Genomic DNA, 26712 nt, shown 5'->3' with positions numbered 1-26712 from the left:
GCAGTTCCTCTACCAGGGCAAGTCCCCCACCGCGAGCGGCCCCTACGACCAGCTGCCGTGGCGGCCGGGCGTCCTCACCCTGCAGCACTGACCCGCGACCCGGGGTGATCACCACCGGACTCCGCCCGCTGACACGCAGCCGAGAGGTCCATGGCACAGGCGGCCACACCCGCTGACCGACACCCACCACCCCGGGGAACCCCGGCCGGACACCGGCCGGGGTTCCCCCGGGGTGGGCTTGATCCGCTTTGACGGATACTCCTGATCAGGGGCGGTGCGGGCGGTGCGCGGCGTCATCGAGAAGCCGGCCTCGTCCTCGAAGACGAGGTAGGCGTCGAGTGCCACCGTGCTGCTTCCACGGACGACCAGATCTCCTTCACCCAGCCTGCCACGGCGGCTTCGTCACGCTCGACCGCGTGCCGAGCCGGAACCTGGTGACTCCAGCCGTGACGGCGCAGCATCTGCGAGATGCCCGAGAGCGTGAACGAGTTGTGGAAGCGTCGTCCGATCAGCGTCTTGATCCGGGTCAGGGTCCAGGTCTGGTCCGACCAGCCGTGCGCGACCGCGCCCTTGGCCGGCTCGATCTCCAGCACGGCGAAGAGCGACATCAATCAGCCGCGAGTTGTCGGTCTTCTCGGCACCAGTTCCAGAGACCCGAGGGAAGCGGTGGCAGACGGAGAGAGCGAACGGGCCCGTCCCCGGTCTCGCGGGACGGTGTCCGCCGCCGGTGGTCCTAGAGTGTGGCGAGTTGGACGACCAGGTCGTCGAGGCCGAGTGAGCCCAGGGCGAGTGCCTTCATGTGCCAGGTCTTGAGGTCGAACGCGGCGCCCTGCCGGCTGCGGGCGGCGTCACGCCCCCGCAGCCAGGCACGTTCCCCGAGCTTGTAGCCGATGGCCTGGCCGGGCCAGCCGAGGTAGCGGACGATCTCGCTGTCGCGCAGATCGGCAGGGCTGCCGTTGTACGTGGCCATGAACTCCGTGGCGAGCTCGGGAGTCCAGCGCTCGCCGGAATGGAAGCCCGCATCGGCGGGGATGGCCAGGCCCAGGTGCATGCCGATGTCGATGATCACCCGGATGGTGCGCAGCATCTGCTCGTCGAGGAAGCCGAGGCGGTGGGCGGGGTCGGTGAGGAAGCCCAGGTCGTCCATGAGCCGTTCGGCGTACAGGGCCCAGCCCTCGACGTTGGCGCTGACCATGCCGAGGGTGGTCTGGTAGCGGCTGAGCCGGTCGGCGAGCGCGACCCACTGGGCGAGTTGCAGGTGGTGGCCGGGAACGCCCTCGTGGTACCAGACGCTGACGAGCTGCCAGGTCGGGAATGACTCCCGGCCGAGGGTGGGGAAGTTGGTGCGGCCGGGGCGGCTGAAGTCCAGGCTGGGACCGGAGTAGTACGGCGAGGCGGCACTGCCCGCCGGGGCGATCCGGGACTCCACCCGGCGCAGCGGTCCGGAGATGTCGAAGTGGGTGCCGTCGAGGGCGGTGATCGCCCGGTCCATGACCGACTGCAGCCAGTCGCGGATCGCCTCCTCGCCCTTGACCGCGTGGCCGTGCTCCTCCAGGTGCCGCATCGCGGCGAGGGCGCCCGCGCCGGGCAGGACGCGTTCGGCCTCGGCGCGCATCTCGGCCGCGGTCCGGTGGAACTCGTCCCAGGCCCACGCGTAGGCCTCGTCCAGGTCGACGTCGGCGCCGGTGTGGTGGCGCACGGCGAGCCGGTAGCGCTCCCGGCCGACGGCGTCGGGGGTGTCGGCGGTGGCGGGCGCGTAGGTGTCGCGCAGCCAGTCACGGAAGTCGGCGACGGCAGCGGTTGCGCGCAGGGCGGCGGCGTCCAGCTCGCCGCGCAGCCGCTCGGGCCCGGGGGAGACGAAGTCGGCGAACCAGCCTGCGCTGCCTGCGTTTTCGCCGGTCCAGGCGGCGAGTTGGTCGATGACCGCGGCCGCCTGGCGAGGTGCGGCGAGCAGGCGCCGGGATATCGCCTTGGTGAGGGTGGCGCGGTACCCGTCGAGCGCGGTGGGCAGGTTGCGCAGCCGCCCGGCCACTGCCGCCCAGTCGTCGTCGGTGGCGGTCGGCATGAAGGTGAAGATGTCCCGTACGTGGTGAACGTGCGCGCCGATGTTGCGCAGCTGGCGGAAGTTCTCGCCGGAGTCGTGCATGGCCAGCTCGGCGGTGAGTCGCTCGCGGAGCAGCCGCGCGCAGGACCGGTCGGTGGGGTCCTCGCTGGTGGGAACGGCGTCGAGCGCGGTCAGGGTGCGTCGGGCGATGTCGGCGAGCGATTCGAACCCCTCCGGGGAGAGGTCCGGCTGCCGGTCGTCGCCCGGGTGCAGACCTAGCCAGGCAGCCTCCAGCGGGTCGTGCGCGGCTACCTGGTCGAGGTGGCGATCAGCGATGGTGCGCGCGGTGATCGTTTCATCCGTCATGCCGACATCCTGGCGTAGCTGTCTTACAGGTCCTAACAGGCCGTGGTCGACGCCGCGTACCTCGAGCTGGAGCGCGAACAGGCCGTGGTCGACGCCGCGCTGGCCGGGCACCCGGACCTGGGTGCGCGGGTGGGCAAGGAGGGGATCGCGGTCCGAGAGCTGACGGCGCACCGGATCGAGGAGTACGCCCGTCACTGCGGGCACGCCGATCTTCTGCGCGAGCGCGTCGACGGACGGGTGGGCCAGTGACGGCCGGCCGCCGCGCGGCCTGAGCGGGACCGGGAACGCCGACCGGGAACGAGTCCCGGCCGGCGCGTTCGGTCACGGCGACTGTGTGACAGCCCAGGTGCCGGGCGAAGAACACCCGACCACTGCTCCAAAGGGATTGACGTAGCGTCAGGTCGGGCGGTCCAATCGAGTCCGCACAGGGTCGCCGTGGCCGGGGGGGTGGACGCGTGGACGTCGTGATGGCGCTCGGTTCGTTCTGCCTGCCCGCGCTGGCGGCCTGGGACGTCCTGCGGATCGCGGGGAGCGTCAGCCGGTCCGAAGCGCCCCGGTTCGGGAACTCGGTCAGCCTGGGGATCTGGAGCGGCGGCACCCTGTACGTCGGCTCGCACGGCGGCCCCGCCTTCCTTGTGCCGGTCGCCTGCGTGCTGCTCGGCGCCGCCGCGTTGCTGCTGGTCGTCCCGGTGGTGCGGGCCCTCCGGACGCCGGCGAGCGGCCGGGCGATGCGCACCGGCACGCCCGTGCGGCTGTTCCGCCGGATCATCGCCACCACGCACACCGCCTCCGGCAGCCTCATGCTCGGCGTGACCGCGGACGGCGGCGTCATCCTTCCGGACAAGCCTCCGCTGGAGGACGGTGCCCCGCCGCGCGTACGGCTCACCGAGGGCTGCCCGTACTGCCTGGTCGAGGACGTCCTCGCCCACCTCCTGGAGCTGGACGCCGCGCCGTTCATCCGCGCCTACCGGTACCACGTGGCGTCGGGGGAGAACCGGGTTTTCGTCGTCGGCCGCGTCGACGGCACCCCCGGGTGGACGACGGGAATGGCAGCATTGGCCGGCCACGAGGTCGCGCCCGCCGTCCCCTGCCGGCACCACCGATCGGCCGCAGCGTCCGACTGACGCGCCGACCGAGTCGCGCGGTCAGTCCGCCTCCCGCGCACCGGGCGATCATCACCGATCTGGAGGCCGAGCTCGGGATCCGGCGCTCGCCGGACGAACTGACGGCCCGCGCCATGGTGCATGCCGATCCCCAGCACGACGACTGGTCCGCCTCGCTCCTCCAGTGGGGACGGCGGGCCGACCAGGAGACGTTCGCCTGGGCACGCAAGGTCGCCGAGGACGTCTCTTCTTCTCCCGTCCGCAGGCACTTCGGGCTCCCCGCGGTGGGCTTCCTGGGGTTCGGCCTCGGTGTCGCCTCCGACGACGAGCCGCCGTAGACCCGGGAGACGGCGGAGTTCCTGTGTCCGTTGCTGGAGACCGAGCGGGACCCCCACGCCCTTGCCGTCGTCATCGATGCCTTCACCTCCTACTGCCGCTCCGGAAAGGGGGCCGTCCGGGTCCACGCCGACCATCCCGATCCGCACGTCCGTCGAACCGTCGCCTCGAACCCCTTCATCGACCCGGCCGAGCACCCGGAGGTCGTGGCGGCCCCGATGCGGCTGGCTGCTGACCCCGTCCCCTCGACCCGGGCGACCGCGCTCCACAAGTTCACCCTGTCTCGCGTCGACACCCCCGAGCTGCGCGCCGTGCTGGCGGCACGGTTGGCGGACCCGCACCTCGACGCGAGGATCGAGGCCGCGGCCGGGCTCGCCCTGCGCGGCGACGCACGCGGTTCGGCGGTCCTCGGCGAGATCCGCTCCGGCATCGAACACGTCCGCAGCCCGGGTGCGGCACGCCTCCACGACATCCGCCGCCTGCTGGAGGACCGCCAGGCACGCGAGGACCGTGCCGGCGCGGCCGACCGGGGCTGACGAGGACCGCGCCCCGTCACCGTGCCGGGCCCGGGCCGTCCGGGGGGACGGGCCGGGCCCGGCAGGGTCGGACGGTGCGTCAGGTCCACTGCTCGGAGGGGGCGACGCCGGGGACGGGCCTGCCGATCAGGGCGAGCGGGACGAAGAAGTTCACCTGGCCGATCGCCAGGGTGAGGGTGGTGAGGGCCGTCGGGTCGAAGTGCCGGGCGGCCTCGGCGTAGAGCTCGTCGGGGACGCGCTCGCCGGCCGGGTTGGGGGTGAGCACGGCCTCGACCAGGGCCAGCGCGGCGCGCTCCGCGGGGGTGAAGTACGGGGCGTCGCGCCAGGTGGCGACGGCGGTGATCCGCTCCTCGCTCTCCCCCGCCTTGCGCAGCATCCCGGCGTGCATCACGACCAGGTAGGTGCTGCCGACGAGCTGTCCGGCGCGCAGCTGGACGAGCCCGATGGTGGTCCGCGGCACGGAGCGGTTGCCGGTGGCGCGGAAGAGCCAGCCGCTCAGCTCCTTCAGCTCGGGGACGAGCGCCACGGGGTCGGACATCCGCGAGGTCGGGGCAGCGGTCTCCGTGGCAGTGGTCTCAACGGCAGCGGTCTCAACGGCAGCGGTCTCGGCGGCGGTGCTGGTGCTGGTGTTCACGGCGGGTTCCTCCCGGCGGGTTCCGATGTGCTTGCACTGCACTGACGGATGCCGTCCGGCGGATGTGACGGCTTCGCCGAAGAAGTTCTTCCCGCCGGGCGCAGCAGACGGCCGACGGGACGTCAGGCGCCCGGCGGGACCCGGCGGCCGCGGTGTCGGCGGCCGTGGGCATACTGGCGCGATGCCGATGGCCGACGACCCGCAGCCGCACCCCTCCGAGGAGCCGGAGCCCGGTGCCCCCGACCCGTTCGAGGGGCTGGTGCTGGACGAGCGGTTCGTCCGCGCCGCCACGGTGAAGGAGCCCGCGGCACGGACCCGCGAGCTGTCGGCGAGGTGGCGGGTCGAGCCGCCGGTCGATCCGGGTGGCCGCCGCTGGTCGCCGTCGTCCCCGGGCGCCGTCCGGCGGCCGCGCGGCGGTCGCCGGGCGCTGACGGTGGCGCTGGCCGTGCTGGCGGCGGTCGGTGCGGTCGTGGCGGTGACGCTCCGGCCGGACGGTCTGCCGGCGGGCGCCGGTCCGGCCCCCGAGGTCCCGGTGGTCACCAAGGCGCAGGACACCGCACTGCCGGGCGGGGGGACCACCACGGGCAGCGCATGCGGCACGAAGGGCTTCCACCACTACGCCGTGCCGCCGCAGTCCGGCCCGGCCGCGGGCCCGGGTACGAGCCCGGGCACGGCGGACGAGCCGCCGGGTCCGCAGCTCGTCCTCACCTCCTACGGCTTCGAGCGGCTGGGGAGCGGCGACCCCGGACACTTCACCGTCGGCCTGGCGTTCGCGCAGGTCGGCGGGCGGGCCGGCATGCAGGGGTCGGCGCGCCCGCTGCCGGGGTCGGGTCCGTTGACCGCCGCGGTCGAGATCGAGGGCCCGGACGGGCTGGTCGGCGGTGCCTACGGCCTGCCGCTCACGGACGGGGAGGCCGCGCCGCAGGACGCCGGGGCGAGGCCGGTGGACCTCCGCTCCGGCGGCGACGCGGATCTGGTGCTCCCGCTCGCGGCGCTCTGCCCCGGCGTCGACGCCCTTGCGGTCTCCCGCGGGCTCGCCCCGCCGGTGGACGGCTCGAACACGATCACCGGCCAGCCGCGGTACACGCTGACGGTCTCGGTCTCGGACCCGGCGGTCGGCGATGCGCGGCGCGCCGCGGGCTCGCCCGTCCGCGGGGACGTGCTGAGCGCCACCAACCGCGTGCCGCTCCGGTAGATCCGGTGGCGCGGGGAGCTCCGGTGGCTACGGGCGCTCCTTGGGGGCGTTCTGGGCCGTCCGGGCCGGGTCGGTCTCGGCGACCGGGGCCAGGATGTCGTCCATCGCCTTGAGCAGGTCGGCGTCCAGCCGGACGCCGGCCGCCTTGGCGTTCTCGACGACCTGCTCGGGTCGGGAGGCGCCGATGATCGCGGCGGAGACGTTGGGGTTCTGCAGCACCCAGGCCACGGCCAGCCCGGCCATGCTCAGGCCGGCCTGCTCGGCCAGTGGGCGGAGCAGTTGGACGCGTTCGAGGACGTCGGCGCGCAGCCACCGGGCGACGTACTCGGCGCCGCCCTTCTCGTCGGTGGCCCGGGAGCCGGCCGGCGGGGCGGCGCCGGGCAGGTACTTGCCGGTGAGCACGCCCTGGGCGATCGGGGACCAGACGACCTGGCCGATGCCGAGTTCCTCGCAGGTGGGGACGACCTCGGCCTCGATGACCCGCCAGAGCGCGCTGTACTGCGGCTGGCTGGAGACGAACGGCACCCGCAGTTCGCGGGCGAGGGCGTGGCCGGCGCGGATCTGGTCGGCCGTCCACTCGGAGACGCCGATGTAGAGGGCCTTGCCGGCGCGGACGACGTCGGCGAAGGCCTCCATGGTCTCCTCGAGGGGGGTCGAGGGGTCGTAGCGGTGCGCCTGGTAGACGTCGACGTAGTCGGTCTGCAGGCGTCGCAGCGAGCCGTCGATGGCCTCCATGACGTGTTTGCGGCCGAGGCCGCGGTCGTTGCGGCCGGGGCCGGTGGGCCAGAACAGCTTGGTGAGGATCTCCAGCCCTTCGCGGCGTTCGCCCTTCAGCACCCGGCCGAGCACCGCTTCGGCGCGGGTGGCGGCGTAGACGTCGGCGGTGTCGAACGTGGTGATGCCGGTGTCGAGGGCGGCGCGGATGCAGGCCGCGGCGGTGTCCTCCTCGACCTGGGAGCCGTGGGTGAGCCAGTTGCCGTAGGCGATCTCGCTGATGACCAGGCCGCTGCGGCCCAGGTGACGGAACTCCATGCCGGTGGTCCTCTCCGAACGGGTGTCCGTCCGATCATCCCCCGTCGTAGGCGGCCCTGCTGGCCTGGATCCGGGCGTTGTGCTCGACGGCCCAGCCGGCGAGCGCCAGCGCGGGCGGGATGAGGCTCCGGCCCAGGTCGGTGAGCGCGTACTCGACGCGCGGCGGGACCTCGGCGTGGGCGGTGCGCGAGACGAGGCCGTCGCGTTGGAGGTTGCGCAGGGTCAGGGTGAGCATCCGCTGCGAGATGCCGGGGATGTGCCGGTGCAGTTCACCGAAGCGCAGCCGGCCCTCGTCGAGGGTGGCGACCACGAGCAGCGTCCACTTGTCGCAGATCCGGTCGAGGACGGCGCGGACGGTGCTGCCGCCGTCGCCGCGGATCATGCAGGTGTGTTCGTACTGCGTCATGGCTGCTCCCCGTGTCTCACGCACATCCGTGTGCCTTTTGTAGGCCCTCCGGCCGTGACCCATGATGGGCGCCTCACCGCAGGTCACTGCTCCCAGGGGGCTTCTCGTGCATGTCGCGTACTGGTTCGTCGCTGCGCTCCTCGCGCTGTTCCACCTCTACTCGGGCGGCAAGAAGGTGCTGCAGGACCGGGAGGCGCTGCGCCCGATGATGGGCTGGGTGGACGCCGTGCCGCTCCCGCTGGTCCGGGTGGTCGGGGCGCTGGAGGTGCTGGGTGCGCTGGGTCTGCTGCTGCCGCCGCTGACGGGGGTCGCCGTCGGGCTGGCCGTGGCGGCCGCGGTGGGTCTGGTGCTGGTGCAGGTCGGTGGCGCGGCGCTGCACCTGTCCCGGGGCGAGGTGCGGGAGATCGGGCTGAACCTGGTGCTGTCGGTGCTGGCCCTGGTCGCCGCCTGGCTGGGCACGGCACTGGTCTGAACCGCTCGGCCGCTGCGGCGGCCGCCGCCCCGGGGCGGGTGCGAGGGCACCCGCCCCGGGGCGGCGGGGCCGGTCAGGCGAGCAGGGCCCGGACCGCGCGGCAGGTGATCGCGGACGGGCGGTGGATGCCGAGGCGGACGGCCGTCGACCGGATCCGGCGGTTGGTGGCCTGCTGGGGCAGGTACACCCCGGAGTCGAGCAGGACGACCGCGAGGCGCATGGCCTTCAGCCGGCGGTTGTGGTCGACGTACCACTCGCGGGGCATGCCGGCCGGCAGCGGCCGGACGGCGGGCGGGCCGGAGCGGTGGACGGGACGCGCCCGCCGGGTGGACGGCGTGCGGTGGGTGGACGGCGTTCGGCGGACGGACGGGACGAGTGCCTGGGCAGCGGACATCGACGACCTCCTGGTGCGGTGGTTGGGGGCGCTCGCTGATGAATCCCATGGTAGGCGGGGGTACTGACAATCCGCCGGGTTGCCGGGTCAGGCCCGCAGGAAGGCCTCCAGGGCGGTCGCGAAGGCCACCGGGATCTCGTGCATCGGGTAGTGCCCGGAGTTGGCGAGGACGGTCAGTCCGGCGTTCGGGTAGTGCTCCAGCCAGGTGTGGCGCATCAGTTCGGCGGAGAGCGCCGGGTCGTGCTCGCCGACGAACACGCCGACCGGCAGCGGGCTGCCCGCGACCTTGGCGGCGAAGTCCTGCGTCGTCCAGTCCGCCAGGTAGCCGGCGAAGGCCTCCGGTCGGGAGCCGGCGACCGAGCGGGCGGTCATCCGGTCGAGCCAGCGGCCGCAGGCCCGGTGGCCGGTGACGAGGTCGAGGATGGCCCTGCGGTTGGCCGGATACTGCACCGCGCCGTGGAAGAGTTCGTGGGCGTCGCCCTCCAGCGGGTAGGCGCTCGCGGGGACGGGGGCCACCGCGGCGAGCCTGCGCACCCGGGTCGGCGCCTCGGCGAGGATCCGCTGCGCGGCCTTGGCCCCCATCGAGTGCCCGACCAGCGAGAAGGTGTCCCAGCCGAGCTGGTCGGCGAGCGCGAGCGCGTCCGCGGCGATCTCGGCGAGGGTGAACTCGCCGTCCACGTCGATCCGTTCGCCGTAGCCGCGGTAGTCGAGGAAGGCGTAGCCGAACGCGTCCGGATCGAGCAGGTCGGGGAAGTCGCCCCAGCCCGCGCTGGTGCCGAACCAGTCGTGCAGCACGAGGACCTTGTGCGTGCCGGTTCCGATGCTTCGGTGACTGATCGCCATCGTCTGCTCCCTCTGCGTGATGGTGCCGGGCGGGTCGATCATCCCACCCCGCGCCGGGCGACACGCCAGGACGGATCGCGCCATCCCGGCCGGGAAGCGCCGTGCCGCACCCCTTGTGAAATGCGTCCACTGGACGCATGATGGGGCGCCGAAGCGGTACCGACCGGGAGAGGGGACACCGTGGCGGAGACGATCAGCGCGTTCATGCCGGTGCAGGAGGGCCTCGAGTTCGACCTGCCACCGCAGTTCGCGACCGTCGAGGAGGAGCGCGAGCACCGCAAGCAGCGCCTGGCCGGCGCCTGCCGGGTCTTCGGGCGGCTCGGCTTCTCCGAGGGGGTGGCCGGGCACATCACCGTCCGCGACCCGGAGTTCCCGGACATGTTCTGGGTCAACCCGTTCGGCCTGTCGTTCCGTCAGGTCCGGGTGTCCGACCTGCTGCTGGTCGACCACGAGGGGCGGGTCCGGCACGGACGCCGCCCGGTGAACCGGGCCGGGTTCGTCATCCACTCCGCGATCCACGCGGCCCGGCCGGACGTGGTCGCCGCCTGCCACGCGCACGCCGTGCACGGCAAGGCCTGGTCGAGCCTGGGCCGCCCGCTGGACCCGATCACCCAGGACGCCTGCGCCCTGTTCGAGAACCACGTGGTGGTGTCCGAGGGCGGCGGCGAGGTCGTCCTCGACGAGGAGGCGGGCGCGCTGCTCGCCGCCGGCCTCGGCCCGCATCGGGCCGCGATCCACCAGAACCACGGCGTCTTCACGGTCGGCGAGTCCGTCGAGGAGGCCGCCTGGTGGTTCATCAGCATGGAGCGCAGCGCCCAGGCCCAGCTGCTCGCCGAGGCCGCCGGGACGCCGCGGGTGATGAGCGCGGAGGCGGCCCGGTACACCCGCGAGCAGACCGGCTTCCCGCTCGCCGGCTGGTTCTCCTTCCAGCCGCTGTGGCAGGACGTCGTGCGCTCCGACCCGGACCTCTTCGAGTGACCGGGTCGGCCGCTCCGGGCTCGGCCGCCTGGTGGCGGCAGCGGTACGACGAGCGGGCCCGGCGCCGGCCCCGGGCGGGCGGGCTGACCCTGGCGGCGATCACCGCCGCTGCCCTGGAGATCGCGGACGGCGAGGGGCTGGACGCCCTCACGATGCGCCGCCTCGCCGACCGGCTGGGCACCCGCCACACCTCGCTGTACCGGCACGTAGCCAGCCGGGAGGAGCTCCTGGTGGAGCTGGTGGACCACGTGCTCGCCGAGGTCCGGCTGCCGGAGGCGACGGCCGACTGGCGGTCCGCCCTGGCGGCGGGCGCCCGCGGGTTCCGCGGCGTCCTGCTCGGCCATCCCGCGGTGGCGCCGCTGTTCGTCGCCGGCCAGCTGCTCGGCCCGAACGCGCTGCGCGCCCGCGAGCACGCCCTCGGCGTGCTGATCTCGACCGGCTGGGAGCCCGCCACCGCGGTGCACGTCTACCTGACGGTCATGCACTTCGTGATCGGCTCCGCCCAGATGGACGCGGGCGGCGCCGCACGGACGGCGGCCGAGCGGGCCGCGATGGCCGAGCTGTTCGCGGCCCTGCCGGAGTCCACCCACCCGGTCGTCCGCCGCCACGCCGAGCTGCTCAACGCGCCGGACAGCGACCAGGAGTTCGACTTCGGGCTCACCGCACTGCTGGACGGCGTCGCCCTGCGCCGCCCGGCGCCGTGAACCCCCCCGACCACCGCGCCCCCGACCACCGGCAGTCCCCGACAGGAGGCACCGTGACCCCGCCGACCGAGACCGAGCTGCCGCCGCTGGCGGAGTGGACCGCCGGCGGGCACCGCCTGGCCGTCCGCGGCCCGCGTGGTGCGCACACCCTGTTCGTCCGCCAGGACGGTCCGCCCGGCGGGCGGCCGGTGACACTGCTGCACGGATTCCCGACCTCCTCGCACGACTGGGCGGCCGTGGCGCCCCGGCTGGCCGCGGACGGCTGCCGGGTGACCACCCTCGACCTGCTCGGCTTCGGCGGGAGCGACAAGCCGCGCCGGCACGCGTACTCGCTGCTGGAGCAGGCCGACCTGGTGCAGGCGGTGTGGCAGGAGCTCGGCGTCGGCGCGACGGCGCTGGTGGCGCACGACTACGGGGTCAGCGTCGCGCAGGAGCTGCTGGCCCGGGACGCCCCGCGGATCACCCGCACGGCCTGGCTGAACGGCGGGCTCTGGGCCGACCTGCACCGGCCGGTCCCGATCCAGCGGCTGCTGCACGGCCCGCTCGGGCCGCTGCTGGCCCGGGCGACGACCGAGCGGCGCTTCGCCGCCTCGATGCGGCAGGTGCTGGCCCGGCCGGTGTCCGACACGGCACTGCACGAGATGTGGCTCGGCATCGCCCGCGCGGACGGCCGGCTGCTCGCACCGCGGCTGCTGCGGTACATCGACGAGCGGCGCCGCCACGCGGCCCGCTGGAGTGCCGCCCTGGAGGGCTACGGCGGACCGATGCTGTTCGTCTGGGGCCCCGCCGACCCGATCAGCGGCGCCCATGTGCTGGCCCGGGTCCGCGAGCGGATCCCGCACGCGGAGGTGGTCGAACTCGCCGGCCCGCCACCCACCGGCCACTACCCGCAGCTGGAGAGCCCGACCGAGGTCGCGACGGCCCTGCTCCCCTTCCTGCGCGACTAGGGCGCCTTCGAAGGTCATGGGTGCACCACCAACGTGCCCTCGCCCGCACGACGCGGTCTTGTCCGCCTCGGAGCGGTCCGGCAGGCTGCCGCATGGGCGGCGGGGCTCCCGGTCGCCCGGGGGAGGGACGCAGCGCGGCCCGAGTGGTCACCGGTGCTCCGGCCGGCTCGGCCGAGCGGTGGCTCGGCGCGCCGGGTGGTCGGCTTGGCAGGGGCGGCAATGCCCAGGTCGGTAGATTGTCCGGGTTGTCGCGCTTTGGACGCCTTCGATGGGTCTCCCGGGAGCCGGGAAGGGGACTGCATGACTGTGATGACCGACCCCGAGACACCGCTCGCGTTGTTCCCCGGCCGTCCCCCGGCAGCCGTCCGCACGTTGGTGGACGTGCTGCGGGCGACGGCCGCGGCGCACCCGCACGACCCCGCGCTGGACGACGGTCGCACGGTGCTGGGCTACGCCGAGCTGCTCGACGAGGTCGAGCTGCTGCGGCGGCACCTGGCCCGGGCGGGCATCGGCCTCGGCGACCGGGTGGGCGTCCGGGTGCCGTCCGGCACCAACGACCTGTACGTGTCGATCCTGGCCGTGCTGGCGGTCGGCGCCGCCTACGTGCCGGTGGACGCCGACGACCCGGACGAGCGCGCCGAACTGGTCTTCGGCGAGGCCGACGTCAACGCCGTGCTCGGCCCCGACCGGGAGCTGGGCCGGGTCAAGCCGTCCGGGAACGAGGCCGCGGGCCCCGGCCCGGAGGACGACGCGTGGATCATCTTCACCTCCGGCTCCACCGGCCGGCCCAAGGGCGTCGCCGTCACCCACCGCAGTGCCGCCGCCTTCGTGGACGCCGAGGCCGGGCTGTTCCTGCAGGGCGAGCCGATCGGGCCGGGCGACCGGGTGATGGCCGGGCTGTCCGTCGCCTTCGACGCCTCCTGCGAGGAGATGTGGCTGGCCTGGCGGCACGGCGCCTGCCTGGTGCCCGTCCCCCGGGCGCAGGTGCGCAGCGGCGCCGACCTGGGCCCGTGGCTGGCCGAGCAGGAGATCACGGTGATCTCCACCGTGCCGACGCTGGCGGCGCTCTGGCCCGCCGAGGCGCTGAACGAGGTCCGGCTGCTGATCTTCGGCGGTGAGGCCTGCCCGGCGGAGCTGGCCGAGCGGCTGGTCACCGAGGGCCGCGAGGTGTGGAACACCTACGGCCCGACCGAGGCGACCGTGGTGGCGTGCGCCTGCCCGCTGACGGGCGAGGGCCCGGTGCGGATCGGGCTGCCGCTGGACGGCTGGGAGCTGGCCGTCGTCGACGAGGAGGACCGGCCGGTGCCGATGGGCGGCAGCGGCCAGCTGGTGATCGGCGGTGCGGGGCTGGCCCGGTACCTCGACCCGGTGAAGGACGAGGAGAAGTACGCCCCGCTGGAGGCGCTGGGCTGGGCCCGCGCGTACCGCAGTGGCGACCTGGTCCGCGCGGACCCCGAGGGCCTGGTCTTCCTCGGCCGCGGCGACGAGCAGGTGAAGCTCGGCGGCCGCCGGATCGAGCTGGGCGAGGTGGACGCCGCCCTGCAGGCGCTGCCGGGGGTGGCCGGGGCGGCCGCCGCCGTGCGCTCCGCCCGCAGCGGCAACCAGCTGCTGGTCGGCTACCTGGTCGTCCGGGAGGGCTTCGACCGGGCGGCCGCGGTCGAGCGGCTGCGCTCCGAGCTGCCCGCGGCGCTCGTCCCGCTGCTCGCGACCGTCGAGGAACTGCCGTGCCGCACCTCCGGCAAGGTCGACCGGGCCGCGCTGCCCTGGCCGCTGCCCGAGGTCGAGCAGGTCGGCCCGGGCGAGGAGCTGTACGGCACCGAGGCGTGGCTGGCGGAGCAGTGGGCCGAGGTCCTCGGGGTGCCGGTGCGCAGCGCCGACGACGACTTCTTCGCGATCGGCGGCGGTTCGCTGGCGGCCGCGCAGCTGACCACCCGGCTGCGCACCCGCTGCCCGGCCGTGTCGGTGCTGGACGTCTACCAGCAGCCGACGCTGCGCAAGCTGGCCCGGCTGCTGGAGCGGGCGGCGCCGGCCGAGGCGACGGCCCGCCGGGTGGAGCCGACACCGCTGCGGGCGGGGCTGGTGCAGCTGTCGGCGCTGCTGCCGCTGTCCGCGCTGATCGGGCTGCGCTGGAGCGTCCCGCTGCTGGCGCTCGGCTCGGTGCTGCACGTGCTCGGCGGCTGGGCCTGGGTGCCGGCCGCGCCCTGGTGGGCGGTGGCGGCGGGTGCGGCGCTGCTGTTCTCCGCGCCCGGGCGGCTGGCCGTCGCCGCGGGCGGCGTCCGGCTGCTGCTGCGCGGTGTCGGGCCGGGGACCCACCCGCGGGGCGGCGGTGTCCACCTGCGGCTGTGGGCCGCGGAGCAGTGGGCCGAGGCGGCCGGTGCCACCTCGCTCTCCGGGGCGTGGCTGACGCGCTACGCCCGGGCGCTGGGCGCGCAGGTCGGCGAGGACGTCGACCTGCACACGTTGCCGCCGGTGACGGGTCTGCTGCGGCTCGGCAAGGGCTGTGCGATCGAGAACGAGGTCGACCTCGCCGGGTACTGGCTGGACGGCGACCGGCTGGAGGTCGGCGCGATGAGGGTCGGCGCGGGCGCGGTGGTCGGGACGCGCTCGGTGCTGTTCCCCGGCTCCAGGGTCGGCAAGCGCGCCGAGGTCGCGCCGGGCTCCGGCGTGGCCGGGCACGTGCCGACCGGGCAGCGCTGGGGCGGCGCCCCCGCCGTCAAGATCGGCAAGGCGGAGCGCGGCTGGCCCAAGCAGCGGCCCGCCCGCAGCACCCGGTGGGCCGCGGTCTACGGCCTGACCGGCTCCGCCCTGGCCCTGCTGCCCGCGCTGTGCCTCGTTCCGGCCCTGCTCACGGCCGGGCTGTTCGTCCACTCCGGCGACGACCTGCCGACGGCGCTGCGCGGTGCGCTGGCCGCGGTGGTGCCCGCCACCCTGGTGTACGGCCTGGCGTACGCGGCGGTCGTGCTGGCGCTCGTCCGGCTGCTCAGCCTCGGGCTGCGCACCGGCCACCATCCGCTGCACGGGCGGACGGGGTGGCAGGTGTGGACGGTCAGCCAGCTGATGGACCACGCCCGGCAGACGCTCTTCCCGCTGTACGCCGGGTTGATCACCCCGTTGTGGCTGCGGCTGCTCGGGATGCGGGTCGGCCGGCGCGCCGAGGTCTCGACGGTGCTCGCGCTGCCCAGCCTCACCACCGTCGGCGACGGCGCCTTCCTCGCGGACGACACCCTGATCGCCCCGTACGAGCTGGGCGGCGGCTGGCTGCGGGTGGGCCGGGCCGCGGTGGGGCGCAAGGCGTTCCTCGGCAACTCCGGGATGACCGCGCCCGGCCGTTCGGTGCCGGACCGGGGCCTGGTGGGCGTGCTCTCCGCCACCCCGAAGAAGGCCAAGCGGGGCAGCTCCTACCTGGGGATGCCGCCGGTGAAGCTGCCGCGGTCGGCGGACACCGCGGACGCCGCCCGCACCTACGAGCCGCCCGGCAGGCTGCTGTGGGCGCGCGGCCTGACCGAGCTCGGCCGGCTCGTCCCGGTGTTCGCCTCGGCCGCGCTGGCGGTGCTGTCCGCGGTCGCGCTCTGCGCCCTGGACGGTGCCGTGCCGGGCGGTGCGGTGCTGTTCGCCGGGCCGGTGCTGCTCGCCGCCGGGGCCGCGGCCTGCGCGGTGTCGGTCGCCGCGAAGTGGCTGCTGGTCGGGCGTTGCCGGGCGGCGGAGCACCCGCTGTGGAGCGGCTTCGTGTGGCGCAACGAGCTCGCCGACACCTTCGTCGAGGTGCTGGCGGTGCCGTGGCTGATCGGCCGGGTGCTCGGCACCCCGGTGCTCAACGTCTGGCTGCGGGCCCTCGGCGCCCGGGTCGGCCGCGGCGTGTGGTGCGAGAGCTACTGGCTGCCGGAGACCGACCTCGTCACCCTCGGCGACGCGGTCAGCGTCAACCGGGGATGCGTCCTGCAGACGCACCTCTTCCACGACCGGATCATGAGGCTCGATACTGTGGAACTCCGCGAGGGCTCGACCCTGGGCCCGGGCGGGATCGTGCTGCCCGGCAGCACGGTCGGGGCCCGCTCCACGCTCGGCCCGGCTTCCCTGGTGATGCGTGCGGAGTCCGTCCCCGACGACACCCGCTGGCTCGGCAACCCGATCGAGGCCTGGCAGCGCCCCGGGCACCGAGCCACATGACCGAGACCGCGCACGGAGAGAACCGACCGGTGAGCCCCAAGCAGACCGAGGCCGCTGCCGCCGACCCGTACTTCCCGAACAACGGCGACCACCGGTACCGGACCCACCGGTACGAACTCACCCTGGACTACCGGCCGGGCCCCAACCGGCTGGCCGGCACGGCACGGATCACGGCCATAGCGGGCCGGGCGCCGCTGCGCGAGTTCGCGCTCGACCTCGCGGCGTTCAGGATCGGCCGGGTGCTGGTCGACGGCCGCCCGGGCCACTACACGCACCGCGGCGGCAAGCTGCGGATCAAGCCGGCCAAGGCGCCCGCGGCCGGCGCCGCCTTCACCGTCGAGGTGCACTGGTCCGGCAACCCCAAGCCCGTCCGCAGTCCCTGGGGCGGTCTCGGCTGGGAGGAGCTCACCGACGGCGCGCTGGTCGCCAGCCAGCCCGTCGGCGCGCCGTCCTGGTACCCGTGCAACGACCGGCCGTCCGACAAAGCGAGCTACCACCTGTCGGTCACCACCCCCTCGCCGTACACCGTCGTCACCGGCGGCCGGTTGCTCACCCGCACCACCCGCGCCTCCTCGACCACCTGGGTGTACGACCAGCCGGCGCCCACCGCCAGCTACCTCGTCGGCCTCTCCGTGGGGCCGTACCGCGGCGTCCCGCTGGCGCGGCCGGGCCCGGGCAGCGTGGCGCAGACCGGCTGGGTCCCGGCCCGGCTGCAGGGGCGGTTCGAGCACGACTTCGCGCGGCAGCCGCAGATGATGGCGCTGTTCGAGGAGCTCTTCGGGCCGTACCCGTTCGCCGAGTACGCGGTGGTGGTCGCCGACGAGGAGCTGGACGTCCCGGTCGAGGCGCAGGGCCTCGCCACCTTCGGCACCAACCACGTCGACGGCGCCCGCGGCAGCGAGCGCCTGATCGCGCACGAGCTCGCCCACCAGTGGTTCGGCAACAGCGTCACCCTCGGCGGCTGGCCGGACATCTGGCTCAACGAGGGCTTCGCCAAGTACGCCGAGTGGCTGTGGTCGGAGCACTCCGGCGGCCCGAGCGCCCAGCGCAAGGCCGAGGCCGCGTACCGCAAGCTCCTCGCGCTGCCGCAGAACATCCGGATCGGCGACCCGGGCAGGAGCCTGATGTTCGACGACCGGGTGTACGAGCGCGGCGGTCTCACCGTGCACGCCCTGCGCACCGCCCTCGGCGACCAGGTCTTCTTCCGGATGGTCCGCGACTGGGCGAGCAGCCGCCGGCACTCGGTGGTCACCACCGCCGAGTTCGCCGCGCACCTCGCCCGCTACGGCGGCCACGCCGCGGACGGCCTGCTCGACGCCTGGATCGGCCGCCACCGCCTCCCGCCGCTGCCGCTCGCGGCCCGCGCGACTCCGCTGTAGGGGGCGGTCCCGGCACCGGCCGGGGCGGCCGTGCGGCCGTGACGGGGGCTGTTACCGATCCGCGGGGTGGCCGTTACACGGCCGAGGGGAGTCCGTGAGGAGCGGTTCCTAGCGTGTGCGTCACCAACTCGCGTTCACCCGGACGGGAGTGGCGAGCATTCGGAGGAGTCCTCATGTCACGTACCTCGACCGTGCACCGCTCGGTGCGCTCCGCGCTGGTCTGCGCCGGAGCCGGGGTCGCCGTGGTGCTGTCCGCCGGCGCCGCGGCCGCCGACGGGTCGTCGCCGAGTCCGGTCCCCTCGGCCCCGGCGCCGACGGCCACGCGCAGCACCGTGCCCAGCCCCGTCCCCACCCTGCCGCCGGTCGGCGCGGACGGCCGCCGGAGCACCCCGGCACCGATCGGTCCGGGCGGCCGCCCGGCCGGCACCGTGCCGCGGGGCGGCGCCCAGACCGGTGAGGCGGACGCGGGCACCTCGCCGACCGCCGTCGTGCTCGGCTCCGTGCTGGCGCTGGCCGGCGCGGCCGGGATCGGCACCGCCGTCGTCCGTCGGCGCCGTGCCGGCGCGCAGGCGTAGGGCCTCTCTTTCGGATCATGCCGGATCGGCGCGCGGCGGTGGGCGCCCGACTGGGCGTGCCGGCGGATCGGCCTCGTACTGGACCGTACTCGGACGATTCGCCGGTGCGTCCGGGTTGGGGGCACCTCCCGGCCCCCTCGGGGCTGGGGGAGATGCCCGGCGTCGTGCGCCCGGCAAGATCCGAAAGAGAGGCCCCGGCCGCAACCGGCGCGGCCGGCGCCCCTCGTGGGTGCCGGCCGCGTCGGCCGGCGCGCTCGTCCTCGCGCTGGGGCTCGGCACGGTGGCCTACGGCCTCTCGCCCGACGGGGAGCCGGTGCGGATCTCGTACACCGGCCCCGACGCCTCGCCGCCGACCCACGCCGTGCCGTCCACGGGTGCCGCCGGTCCCGGCTCCGCGCCGGAGGCCGAACGGTCGGCCTCGCCGCCGGTCCGGCTGCTGATCCCCCGGATCGGGGTGGACGCCCCGGTCGGCCCGGTCGGCCTGAACGGCGACGGCACGGTCGAGGTCCCGCCGCTGGACCGGCCCGGCCGGGTCGGCTGGTACCGCGACGGCGCGGCACCGGGCCTGCCCGGACCGGCCGTCCTGCTCGGCCACTACCGCACCCGCCAGGGCCCCGCCGTCTTCGAACGGCTGCCGACGCTGCGCCCGGGCGACACCGTCCGGGTGCGGCAGGAGGACGGCCGCACGGTGACGTACCGGGTCCGGGCGATCCGCCAGTTCCGGAAGTCCGCCTTCCCGACCGACCTGGTGTACGGCGCCACCCCCGACGCACAGCTTCGGCTGGTCACCTGCGGCGGCACGATCGGGAAGGACGGGCACTACAGCGACAACATCGTCGTCCTCGCCGACCTTTCCGACGGAGCGTGACCCCGTCGGCGGCCGGGCGGTCGCCGACGGGGACCGTCCGACCGGCGGGCCGTGGCCGACCGGCGGCCGGGTGGCGGGCCGCCGGTCGGCATGGGGCAGACTGGCTGCCCTCGTGTCGTCCCGGTACGACCGTCAGCGTCCCCGTACGACCGTCAGTCCCCTTGGGGCCACCAGGAAAGGCACCGCAGCACGTGAGGAAGTGGACAGGCCCACCTGCCCGGACCGGGACGGCCGGCCGTGCCGTGGCGGCGGTCGCGGCCGTCGTCGCGGCGGTCCTGGTGCTCGCCGGCTGCGACAGCCCGGGCACCCTGCACGACGCCGGCCCGGCCCGGCAGGTCGCGGAGCACCCCAGCCCGCAGCCGCTGTGGCCGGCGGCCGCGACCTCGGCCCCGGCGACCCCGCGGGCCGAGTCGGACGCGCCGCCGCCGTCCCCGCTGCCCGGCCTGGCCGCCCCGGCCGGTGGACTCGGGCAACTGGACGCCCGGGCCGTCCTGCTCCACGACCCCTCCCTGACCGACCTCGAACACCGCGCGCTGTCCGGGGACTGCACCCGCTGCACCGTCCAGCCCGCGCAGTACCGGGACCTGAGCGGGGACGGCCGGCCCGAGCTGATCACCGCCGTGCTGACGCCGGAGGCCGACGGGCGCGCGGTGCTGCACGTCTACAGCGACCGGGACGGGAAGGTCGTCCCGGTGCTGGCGGTCGGCGCGAACGCCGGGTTCACCGCCGACACCGTCGGACGGGACCTCGTCCTGCACGAGCCGGACGGGCCGACCGCCCGCACCAGCAGCACCTACCGCTGGAACGCCGTCAGGATGGCCTTCGTCGACCGGCAGACCGTCTACACCGGCCCCGCCGACGGTGCGACCGGCTGCCCGACCCCCGAACCCACCGTCCCCGCCGCCCGGCCGACGCCCACGCCCACCCGCCCGGACGGCGTCGTCATCGGCCCGGACGGCCGGCCGCTCGGCCGCTCGGCCGCCCCGTCCCCCGTCCCCACCCTCCCGGCGAGGCAGCGATGACCGCACCCGTCCCGTCCCTGCCGGCCGCGCCGCCCATGCCGCGGATCCTGCTCGTCGAGGACGACGAGGTGATCCGCGAGGCGACCCAGATGGCGCTGGAACGGTACGGCTTCCCCGTCGACACCGCCGCGGACGGCCTCCAGGGCCTGGAGCGGTTCCGTGCCCGGCGGCCGGACCTGATGCTGATCGACGTGATGCTGCCGATGCTCGACGGGGTCGGCCTGTGCCGGCGCGTCCGCGAGGAGAGCAGCCTGCCGATCCTGATGATGTCCGCCCGCGGCGAGGCGGTCGACGTGGTCTCCGGTCTGGAGGCCGGGGCCGACGACTACGTGGTGAAGCCCTTCGAGATCGCCGTCCTGGTCGCCCGGATCCGCACCGTGCTGCGGCGCACCGGCCCGGCCGCCGCGTCCGTCGCCCCGGGCCCGTCCGATGCGGCCGGCGGCGCCCCGGCGGACGCGGCGCAGCCCGGCCCGTCCGCGCTGCGGGTGATCGACGACCTGGCGGTGGACACCGACGCGATGGAGGTGACGGTGGCCGGCGAGCCGGTGCCGCTCACCCCGACCGAACTGCGGCTGCTGCTGGAGTTCACCGCCGCCCCCGGCGTGGTGATGGAACGCCAGACCCTGCTCTCCCGGGTGTGGGACTACTCCTGGGACGCCGACAGCCGGGTGGTGGACGTCCACGTCCAGCGCCTGCGCGCCAAGATCGGCGCGGGCCGGATCGAGACCGTCCGGGGCTTCGGCTACCGCCTGCGGCGCATCCGGTGACGCTCCGCCGGCAGATCGCCGCCGTCATCGCGCTGGTCTCCTGCCTGGTCGCGTGCACCGTCGCCGTGCTCGTCCACCGGGCGTCGGTGGGCCAGCACACCGACCAGGCCCGGGCCTCCGCGGAGGCGGCCCTGGACGCCGTGCTCACCGGGTACGACCGCACCGGCGAGCTGGTCGGCGGCTGGCACGCCGCGGTGGACGACCCGGCGGTGCCCGCCGACCTTCGGGCACTGGCCGCGCGGGGCCGGCAGGGCTCCGTGCTCGGCCCCGGCCCGAACGGCACCGCGATGTGGGCGGCGGCCGGCGCCGGCGGCCGGGTGGTGTCCGTGCGCCTCGACTTCGCGGGTGACGAGCAGGCGGTGGCGGACCTCGACCGGGCGGTGCAGATCGCCGCGGCGCTGTCCGTCGCGGTCACGGTGCTGGCCGGGGTGCTCGCCGCCGACCGGATCAGCCACCGGCTGCGGACGGCCGCCCGTACCGCCCGCACCATCGCCGCCGGCGACCTCGACGCACGGATCGGACCGCTCGGCCGCCGCCGCGACGAGGTCTTCGAACTGGCCACCGCCGTCGACTCGATGGCCGCCGCGCTGCGCAGCCGGCTGGAGAACGAGCAGCGCTTCACCGCCGACGTCGCACACGAGCTGCGCACCCCGCTGACCGGCCTGCTCACCGCCTCCGAGCTGCTGCCGGACGGGCGGCCCACCGAGCTGGTGCAGAACCGGGTGCGGGCGCTGCGCGACCTGACCGAGGACCTGCTGGAGGTCTCCCGGCTGGACGCCCGTGCCGAGTCCGCCGACCTGGCCGACCTGCCGCTGGCGCAGCTGGTGGCCCGCACGGCGGCCGCCGCCGGGCGGCCGGTCGAGCTGGTGGTGTCCGCCGACGCGACGGTCAGCACCGATCCGCGGCGGTTCGACCGGGTGCTGGCCAACCTGGTGGCCAATGCCCACCGGCACGGCGAGCCGCCGGTGCGGGTGCGGGTGGACGGGCCGGTGGTCACCGTCCGCGACCACGGTCCGGGGTACCCGGAGTCCGTGCTGCGCGACGGCCCGCAGCGCTTCCGCACCGGCGCCCGGGAACGCGGCCACGGCCACGGACTGGGCCTGACGATCGCCCAGGGCCACGCCGAGGCCATCGGGGTGGCCCTCCGCCTGGGGAACCACCCGGAGGGCGGCGCGGTCGCCGAACTCCGGCTGCCCGTCCCCCGCACGGGCTGAGCCCGCGCCCGGCTACCGGTACCAGTCGCCGGTCTCGCGCAGTGCCCGTCCGAGGTAGTGGGCGAGGCCGTAACAGACCAGGGAGCGGCTGTCCGTCTCGTGGTCCCAGACCAAGACCTCGGTCCGCGGCGGCGTGCGGACGAAGGCGAACTGGTCGCCTCCCCCGTTGTCGCCGAAGAACATCAGCGGCTCGAACGGCATGTAGAGCGCGGCGAAGTCGGCCGCGGCGCGGAACTCGGCGTTGTCCCGGGCGATCCGCTCTGCGCTCCGGACGACGTCGTCACCGCTTCGTCCCCGCACCCCGTCGCACTCCCGCAGCAGCGCGGCCGACTCGGCGGGCAGCGGCTGGCCGAGCGCCGCCTCGACCGCGGCCAGCGCCTCCTCCCCCGCCGGCTCGCCGAGCTCGGCGTCGCCCGCCGCTTCCAGGATCAGTTCACGCCACACCGGAGCAGCATGTCAGACCCGGGGCCCGGGTCGGTGCCGGCACCGGCCGAGGCCGAGTCCGAGTCCGAGGCACGGCAGTGCAGGGAGTTGACCGCGTACTGGACCAGCAGGTGCGCCCAGATCTCCTGATGGACCAGGTCCGGGCTCTCGGACCGCAGTGCCCGCGTGGCACCGGGCAGCAGCAGCGCCTCCGGCTGTCGCCGCCGGTGGGCGGCCGCCAGGTCGGCCGCCGGCGCGGTCCCCGGATCGGTGAGGGTGGTGATCAGCCGGACCGGCCGCCCGCCGCCTCGGTCCGGGTCGTCGTCGGCGACGACCCGCACGACGTGGGCCGCCGCCGGATCCGGCTTCGCACCGGACCTCACCACCTGCAGCTGCTCCTCCCGCAGGTCGCCGCCCAGACGGGGATCGACCAGGGCCGACAGGTACGTCCCGTCGGACAGGACCTCCAGGACCGGCAGGGACAGCTGCGCCGGCACCCGCCAGCACTGCGCCGCCCCGGTCTGCTCCGCGGCGCCGAACGCGGCGAAGCCGTAGAGGTCCTGATCGGCCAGCAGCAGCCAGTCGGTGGAGATCGACGGCAGCAGCGCGGCCGCCGTCGCCGTCCCGCTCCGGGACCACGGCCCGACCTCGGCGTCGACGACGGCGTGCGATCCGCACTCGACGACGGCCACGACCCGGGCCCGCGGAGCGCCGGAGCCGGACGGGTCACCGTCGGCGCGGCCGAACTCGGCCGCGTTCTCGGCCGAGTCGGGGACGTCGAACCCGAACCCGTGGAGGGCCGTCAACCGCCGACCGCCGAGCTGTGCGGCCGGGGTCGCAGGGGTGGCGACCGGCTCGGCCACCCGGTAGAAGGTCTCCCGCAGCACGTCCCGGCCCAGCCGCTCGCGTGCCTCGGCGATCCCCGACGGCGTCAACGGTCCCCACCCGGCGTCCCGGACCCCGAACTGCGGCAAGGCCGCGATGACCTTCTCCGCGAGCTCTTCGGGCCCGTCCTCGGGGAGGAGGCACGACGCCATCGCCAGACAGGCCGTCAGGTACGGCGGGAGTCCTCCGTCCGGGCCCCCGTCGGCCACCCCGCACACCTCCACGGCCTCGTCGACCAGCGCCTGCGGCACCGCCGCGAGCACCTCCGCCAACGAAACCCGCTCCTGCCCGCCCGAACCCGCCCGCCCCTGAACCATGCGCCAACCCTACGGCGGGTGGATCACCACCAGGGGCGACGGGACCCTGCGGAGGGCACCACCGGGGGCGCGGGGAACCTGCAAAAAAGCACCACCAGGGGCGCGTGGGGGCACCTCCCGGCCGAAGGCTGGGGGAGAACTGCGCGATTCGGACGCGGGCCACCGTACGGATCACGGCTCGACCCGTGCTGTCCTGACCTGTGCCCCCGCACTGCGCAGTTCCCCGCGCCCCTGAATCGACCGCCCGAGCAGGGTGGCGGCGACGGTTGCGGCGGCGGCGAGGAGGCCGGTGCCGACGGCGAAGGCTAGGCGGTAGCCGCCGGTGAGGGCTTCGGCGGTGGTGCGGCCGGCCGCGGTGAGGGCGGTCGTCCGGCCGGCGGCGAGGGTGGAGAGCACGGCGACGCCGATGGCCATGCCGATCTGCTGGGTGGTGTTGAAGAGGCCGGAGGCGAGCCCGGCGTCGTGTTCGTCCGCACCGGACATGGCCAGGGTGGTGAGCGCCGGCAGGGCGAGGCCGAAACCGGCGGCGAGCAGCATCACCGGCAGCAGGTCGGTGGCGTAGTGGGCGTGCACGGGCAGCCGGACGAGCCAGCCGAGGGCCGCCGCGAGCAGGACGAGGCCGGCGAGCAGGACGGCGCGCTCGCCGAACCGGGCGTTGAGCCGGGCGGCGGCGCCGAGCGAGGTCGCGCCGATCACCACGGCGGCGGGCAGCATGGCGAGGCCGGTGGCGGCGGCGCCGTGGCCGATCACCTTCTGCAGGTAGAGGGCGACCAGGACCTGGAAGGAGAAGAGCGCGGCGACCATCAGCATCTGGACGAGGTTGGCGGCGACCACCGTCCGGTTGCGGAAGATCCGCAGCGGTACCAGCGGGGCGGCCGCCCGTGCCTGCCGCAGGACGAAGGCCGCGAGCAGGGCGGCGGCGAGCGTGCCGGGTCCGAGGGTGCGGGCGGAGGCCCAGCCGTGCTGTTCGGCTCCGACCAGGGTGGCGATGCCGAGCATCAGGCCGGCCGTGAGCAGGACGGCTCCGGGGGCGTCGGCGCCGGCCCGCAGGCCGGTGCCGCGGTCGGCCGGGAGCGCGGGGAGGGCGAGGAGCAGGGCGGCGGCGCCGATCGGCAGGTTGATGAGGAAGATCCAGTGCCAGTCGAGGGCGTCGGTGAGGACGCCGCCGAGGACCTGGCCGATGGAGGCGCCGGCCGCGCCGGTGAAGGAGTAGACGGCGATCGCCCGGGTTCGTTCGCGGGGGTCGGTGAAGAGGGTGACGAGGATGCCGAGTCCGACGGCGGAGGCCGCGGCGGAGCCGACGCCTTGGAGGAACCGGGCCGCGAGCAGGACGGCCGGGGATCCGGCGGCCGCGGCGAGCACCGAGGCGGCGGTGAACAGGGCCGTTCCGGCGAGGAAGGTCCGCTTGCGGCCGAGCAGGTCGCCGAGCCGTCCGGCGAGCAGCAGCAGGCTGCCGAAGGCGATCAGGTAGGCGTTGACGACCCAGCTCAGCCCGGCCGGGGAGAAGCCCAGGTCGGCCTGGACGGCGGGCATGGCCACGGTGACGATGCTGCCGTCGAGGATCGTCATCAGCAGGCCGGTGGACAGGACGACGAGGGCGATCCACCGGGAGCGGAGGCCGCGCGGGGCCGGAGCGGCGGCAGCGGGGGCGGCGGTGACAGGTGCGGGTGAAGCAGGCATGAGGTCTCTCCCGTCGGTGCGGTGCGACAGGTACGACCCTAGCAACTAATCCCGTTGCGGACTATCTAGTTATGGATGGTTTCTTGGCGGGCGGCTACTGGCGGGCCCGCCGGGCCGGTCGGGCGGACTCCACCGGTGCCGCCAGCTCCCCCTGGACCAACTGCTTGAGGCCGCGCAGCAGCGCCTCGCCGTCCGGGCCGGCGAGTGAGGCCAGCACCTCCCGGTGCACCCCGTCGACGATCTTCTGGCTCTCCTGCGCGACCTGCGCCCCCTTCTCGGTGACGGCGACGATCCGGGCGCGGCGGTCCCGGCTGGACGGCCGCCGCTCCGCCAGGCCCGCCTTCTCCAGCTCGTCCACGGTGACCACCATGGTGGTCTTGTCCATGTCGCCGATCTCGGCGAGCTGGATCTGCGTCCGCTCCTCCTCCAGCGCGTGCACCAGCACGCAGTGCATCCGCGCGGTCAGGCCGATCTGCGCGAGCGCGGCCGCCATCCGGGTGCGCAGCACGTGGCTGGTGCGGTCCAGCAGGAAGGAGAGGTCGGGTTCGGTCCGGGAGGTCGCCATCGCAGTCATGGCTCCAGCGTAGCCAGACCGGACCGAACCGGATCGTCCCGAACCGAATCGTCCGCGCCCGGGGCGGCTACCGCTCCCGGTCGCCGAGCAGGAGGGCCAGCACGGCTTCGGTGAACGCCTCCGGCGCGGCCGCGTGGACGAGGTGGCCGACGGGCACGGTGATCAGCCGGGCGCCGGGGATCCGCCGGGCCAGCTCGGCCAGGCCCTGCTGCGGAACGTGGCTGCTCGGGCCGCCGGCGATCACCAGGGTGTCGGCGGTGATCCGGGCGAGGCCGTCGAGCCAGGCCGGGTCCGGGGAGTCGATCTGCCGGCGGAGGGCGAGCACCATGTCCCAGTCGAAGTCGAGCGGGCCGTCCGGCCGGGTCGGGACGGAGGGCACCCTCGGCAGCGGCGGCGGCGCGTCCTCCAGCACCAGGCGGCGGACGCGGTGGGGCTGCTGCTGGGCGAGCAGGTGGCCGACCACGCCGCCCATCGAGTGGCCGACCAGGTCGACCGTGTCGAGGCCCAGGGTGTCGAGCAGGGCGAGCACGTCGTCGCGCATCGCCTCCAGCGAGTACTCCCCCGGCCACTCCGTCCGCCCGTGGCCGCGCAGGTCCGGCGCGTACACCCGGCGGTGCCGGGCGAGGGCGGGCGCGACCGCTCCCCAGTCGGCGGCGCTCTCGCCCAGGGCGTGCAGCAGCACCAGCGGCGGGGCACCGGGCGCTCCCCACTCCCGGTACGCGAGTCGGATGCCCCGGACGGCGGCGGTGCGCTCTACGGCCATGGGACGACCGTACGCGCCGCCGCTGCCCGAGGGGACCGGATCGGGCCGGACGGCCCGTCAGCGCCGGTGCAGCCGTCCGCGGTTCCAG

The 26712-nt window shown here is 75.2% G+C and carries 26 protein-coding genes and 2 pseudogenes; 16 read left to right on the top strand and 12 right to left on the bottom strand.

The window, feature by feature from the left end; all coding sequences use genetic code 11:
- Positions 1–293: 293 nt before the first annotated feature.
- Positions 294–602, bottom strand: a pseudogene (locus AB0442_RS30930) (winged helix-turn-helix domain-containing protein); the annotation flags it as partial.
- 131 nt (positions 603–733) lie between these two features.
- A complete protein-coding gene (locus AB0442_RS30925) occupies positions 734–2410 on the bottom strand; it encodes a DUF885 domain-containing protein (RefSeq protein ID WP_366166926.1) in 1677 nt (558 codons plus the stop codon).
- A 36-nt stretch (positions 2411–2446) separates the two neighbouring features.
- On the opposite strand from AB0442_RS30925, the pseudogene AB0442_RS30920 reads away from it, so the two are divergent.
- The 4 genes and pseudogenes from AB0442_RS30920 to AB0442_RS30905 all read left to right on the top strand — a co-directional run.
- Positions 2447–2659, top strand: a pseudogene (locus AB0442_RS30920) (DUF664 domain-containing protein); the annotation flags it as partial.
- Positions 2660–2865: 206 nt separating this feature from the next.
- Positions 2866–3534: a hypothetical protein gene (locus AB0442_RS30915; protein WP_366166925.1), complete on the top strand. Its 669-nt coding sequence runs from the start codon at positions 2866–2868 to the stop codon at positions 3532–3534.
- A gap of 113 nt (positions 3535–3647) precedes the next feature.
- On the top strand, positions 3648–3851 hold the full coding sequence (locus tag AB0442_RS30910) for a hypothetical protein (protein ID WP_366166924.1): 204 nt from the start codon (positions 3648–3650) through the stop codon (positions 3849–3851).
- Between the two features lie 30 nt (positions 3852–3881).
- A complete protein-coding gene (locus tag AB0442_RS30905) occupies positions 3882–4385 on the top strand; it encodes a hypothetical protein (protein ID WP_366166923.1) in 504 nt (167 codons plus the stop codon).
- Positions 4386–4464: 79 nt separating this feature from the next.
- Here the strand turns inward: AB0442_RS30905 and AB0442_RS30900 are convergent, their stop codons facing one another.
- Positions 4465–4923 carry a carboxymuconolactone decarboxylase family protein gene (locus tag AB0442_RS30900; RefSeq protein WP_366166930.1) on the bottom strand — a complete coding sequence of 153 codons (459 nt, stop codon included), beginning with the start codon at positions 4921–4923 and terminating at the stop codon, positions 4465–4467.
- 277 nt (positions 4924–5200) lie between these two features.
- Here AB0442_RS30900 and AB0442_RS30895 point away from each other — a divergent pair, with 277 nt between their 5' ends.
- Positions 5201–6214: a hypothetical protein gene (locus AB0442_RS30895; RefSeq protein WP_366166922.1), complete on the top strand. Its 1014-nt coding sequence runs from the start codon at positions 5201–5203 to the stop codon at positions 6212–6214.
- A 27-nt stretch (positions 6215–6241) separates the two neighbouring features.
- Here AB0442_RS30895 and AB0442_RS30890 read toward each other — a convergent pair whose 3' ends face one another.
- Together AB0442_RS30890 and AB0442_RS30885 are read right to left on the bottom strand one after the other, a co-directional pair.
- Entirely contained in the window at positions 6242–7246 is a 1005-nt protein-coding gene (locus AB0442_RS30890; protein ID WP_366166921.1) for an aldo/keto reductase family protein, read from the bottom strand.
- Between the two features lie 34 nt (positions 7247–7280).
- Complete coding sequence (locus AB0442_RS30885; RefSeq protein WP_344621726.1) at positions 7281–7652, bottom strand: helix-turn-helix domain-containing protein; 372 nt, start codon at positions 7650–7652, stop codon at positions 7281–7283.
- A gap of 106 nt (positions 7653–7758) precedes the next feature.
- On the opposite strand from AB0442_RS30885, the gene AB0442_RS30880 reads away from it, so the two are divergent.
- A complete protein-coding gene (locus AB0442_RS30880; protein WP_366166920.1) occupies positions 7759–8124 on the top strand; it encodes a DoxX family protein in 366 nt (121 codons plus the stop codon).
- Between the two features lie 73 nt (positions 8125–8197).
- Here the strand turns inward: AB0442_RS30880 and AB0442_RS30875 are convergent, their stop codons facing one another.
- Positions 8198–8518: a hypothetical protein gene (locus AB0442_RS30875; protein WP_363550479.1), complete on the bottom strand. Its 321-nt coding sequence runs from the start codon at positions 8516–8518 to the stop codon at positions 8198–8200.
- 87 nt (positions 8519–8605) lie between these two features.
- On the bottom strand, positions 8606–9361 hold the full coding sequence (locus AB0442_RS30870; RefSeq protein ID WP_366166919.1) for an alpha/beta hydrolase: 756 nt from the start codon (positions 9359–9361) through the stop codon (positions 8606–8608).
- Between the two features lie 204 nt (positions 9362–9565).
- Here AB0442_RS30870 and AB0442_RS30865 point away from each other — a divergent pair, with 204 nt between their 5' ends.
- The 10 genes from AB0442_RS30865 to AB0442_RS30820 all read left to right on the top strand — a co-directional run bounded on the left by AB0442_RS30865 (position 9566) and on the right by AB0442_RS30820 (position 21982).
- On the top strand, positions 9566–10339 hold the full coding sequence (locus tag AB0442_RS30865; protein ID WP_366166929.1) for a class II aldolase/adducin family protein: 774 nt from the start codon (positions 9566–9568) through the stop codon (positions 10337–10339).
- The gene (locus AB0442_RS30860; protein ID WP_366166918.1) at positions 10336–11043 is read left to right on the top strand and encodes a TetR/AcrR family transcriptional regulator C-terminal domain-containing protein; all 708 of its coding nucleotides are present in this window, start codon (positions 10336–10338) and stop codon (positions 11041–11043) included. The genes AB0442_RS30865 and AB0442_RS30860 overlap by 4 nt, the downstream gene beginning before the upstream one ends.
- A 53-nt stretch (positions 11044–11096) precedes the next feature.
- A complete protein-coding gene (locus AB0442_RS30855; RefSeq protein ID WP_366166917.1) occupies positions 11097–11990 on the top strand; it encodes an alpha/beta hydrolase in 894 nt (297 codons plus the stop codon).
- A 300-nt stretch (positions 11991–12290) separates the two neighbouring features.
- Positions 12291–16157, top strand: coding sequence for a Pls/PosA family non-ribosomal peptide synthetase (locus tag AB0442_RS30850; RefSeq protein ID WP_366166916.1), 3867 nt, complete (start codon positions 12291–12293; stop codon positions 16155–16157).
- A 29-nt stretch (positions 16158–16186) separates the two neighbouring features.
- The gene (locus AB0442_RS30845; RefSeq protein WP_366166915.1) at positions 16187–17536 is read left to right on the top strand and encodes a M1 family metallopeptidase; all 1350 of its coding nucleotides are present in this window, start codon (positions 16187–16189) and stop codon (positions 17534–17536) included.
- A 173-nt stretch (positions 17537–17709) separates the two neighbouring features.
- The gene (locus AB0442_RS30840) at positions 17710–18111 is read left to right on the top strand and encodes a hypothetical protein (protein WP_366166914.1); all 402 of its coding nucleotides are present in this window, start codon (positions 17710–17712) and stop codon (positions 18109–18111) included.
- 229 nt (positions 18112–18340) lie between these two features.
- The gene (locus AB0442_RS30835; RefSeq protein WP_366166913.1) at positions 18341–18979 is read left to right on the top strand and encodes a class F sortase; all 639 of its coding nucleotides are present in this window, start codon (positions 18341–18343) and stop codon (positions 18977–18979) included.
- A gap of 191 nt (positions 18980–19170) precedes the next feature.
- Positions 19171–20001: a hypothetical protein gene (locus AB0442_RS30830; protein ID WP_366166912.1), complete on the top strand. Its 831-nt coding sequence runs from the start codon at positions 19171–19173 to the stop codon at positions 19999–20001.
- Positions 19998–20768, top strand: coding sequence for a two-component system response regulator CseB (cseB, locus tag AB0442_RS30825; protein ID WP_366166911.1), 771 nt, complete (start codon positions 19998–20000; stop codon positions 20766–20768). Before AB0442_RS30830 ends, cseB begins: the two co-directional genes overlap by 4 nt.
- Entirely contained in the window at positions 20765–21982 is a 1218-nt protein-coding gene (locus AB0442_RS30820; RefSeq protein WP_366166910.1) for a HAMP domain-containing sensor histidine kinase, read from the top strand. The genes cseB and AB0442_RS30820 overlap by 4 nt, the downstream gene beginning before the upstream one ends.
- A 12-nt stretch (positions 21983–21994) precedes the next feature.
- Here the strand turns inward: AB0442_RS30820 and AB0442_RS30815 are convergent, their stop codons facing one another.
- The 5 genes from AB0442_RS30815 to AB0442_RS30795 form a co-directional block, all read right to left on the bottom strand.
- Positions 21995–22426 (bottom strand): SMI1/KNR4 family protein, encoded by a 432-nt coding sequence (locus AB0442_RS30815; protein ID WP_366166909.1) that lies wholly within the window; start codon positions 22424–22426, stop codon positions 21995–21997.
- A complete protein-coding gene (locus AB0442_RS30810) occupies positions 22411–23553 on the bottom strand; it encodes a transposase domain-containing protein (protein WP_366166928.1) in 1143 nt (380 codons plus the stop codon). The genes AB0442_RS30815 and AB0442_RS30810 overlap by 16 nt, the downstream gene beginning before the upstream one ends.
- A gap of 225 nt (positions 23554–23778) precedes the next feature.
- Positions 23779–25287: an MFS transporter gene (locus AB0442_RS30805; RefSeq protein WP_366166908.1), complete on the bottom strand. Its 1509-nt coding sequence runs from the start codon at positions 25285–25287 to the stop codon at positions 23779–23781.
- Between the two features lie 94 nt (positions 25288–25381).
- Entirely contained in the window at positions 25382–25861 is a 480-nt protein-coding gene (locus tag AB0442_RS30800) for a MarR family transcriptional regulator (RefSeq protein ID WP_363544243.1), read from the bottom strand.
- 67 nt (positions 25862–25928) lie between these two features.
- A complete protein-coding gene (locus AB0442_RS30795) occupies positions 25929–26624 on the bottom strand; it encodes an alpha/beta hydrolase (RefSeq protein WP_363544242.1) in 696 nt (231 codons plus the stop codon).
- Positions 26625–26712 lie beyond the last annotated feature (88 nt).

Source organism: Kitasatospora sp. NPDC085895 (genome assembly GCF_040702125.1).
Classification (GTDB): Bacteria; Actinomycetota; Actinomycetes; order Streptomycetales; family Streptomycetaceae; genus Kitasatospora; species Kitasatospora arboriphila.
Note: the sequence above shows the minus strand (reverse complement) of the source record. Positions and strands in the feature narration are given on the sequence as shown.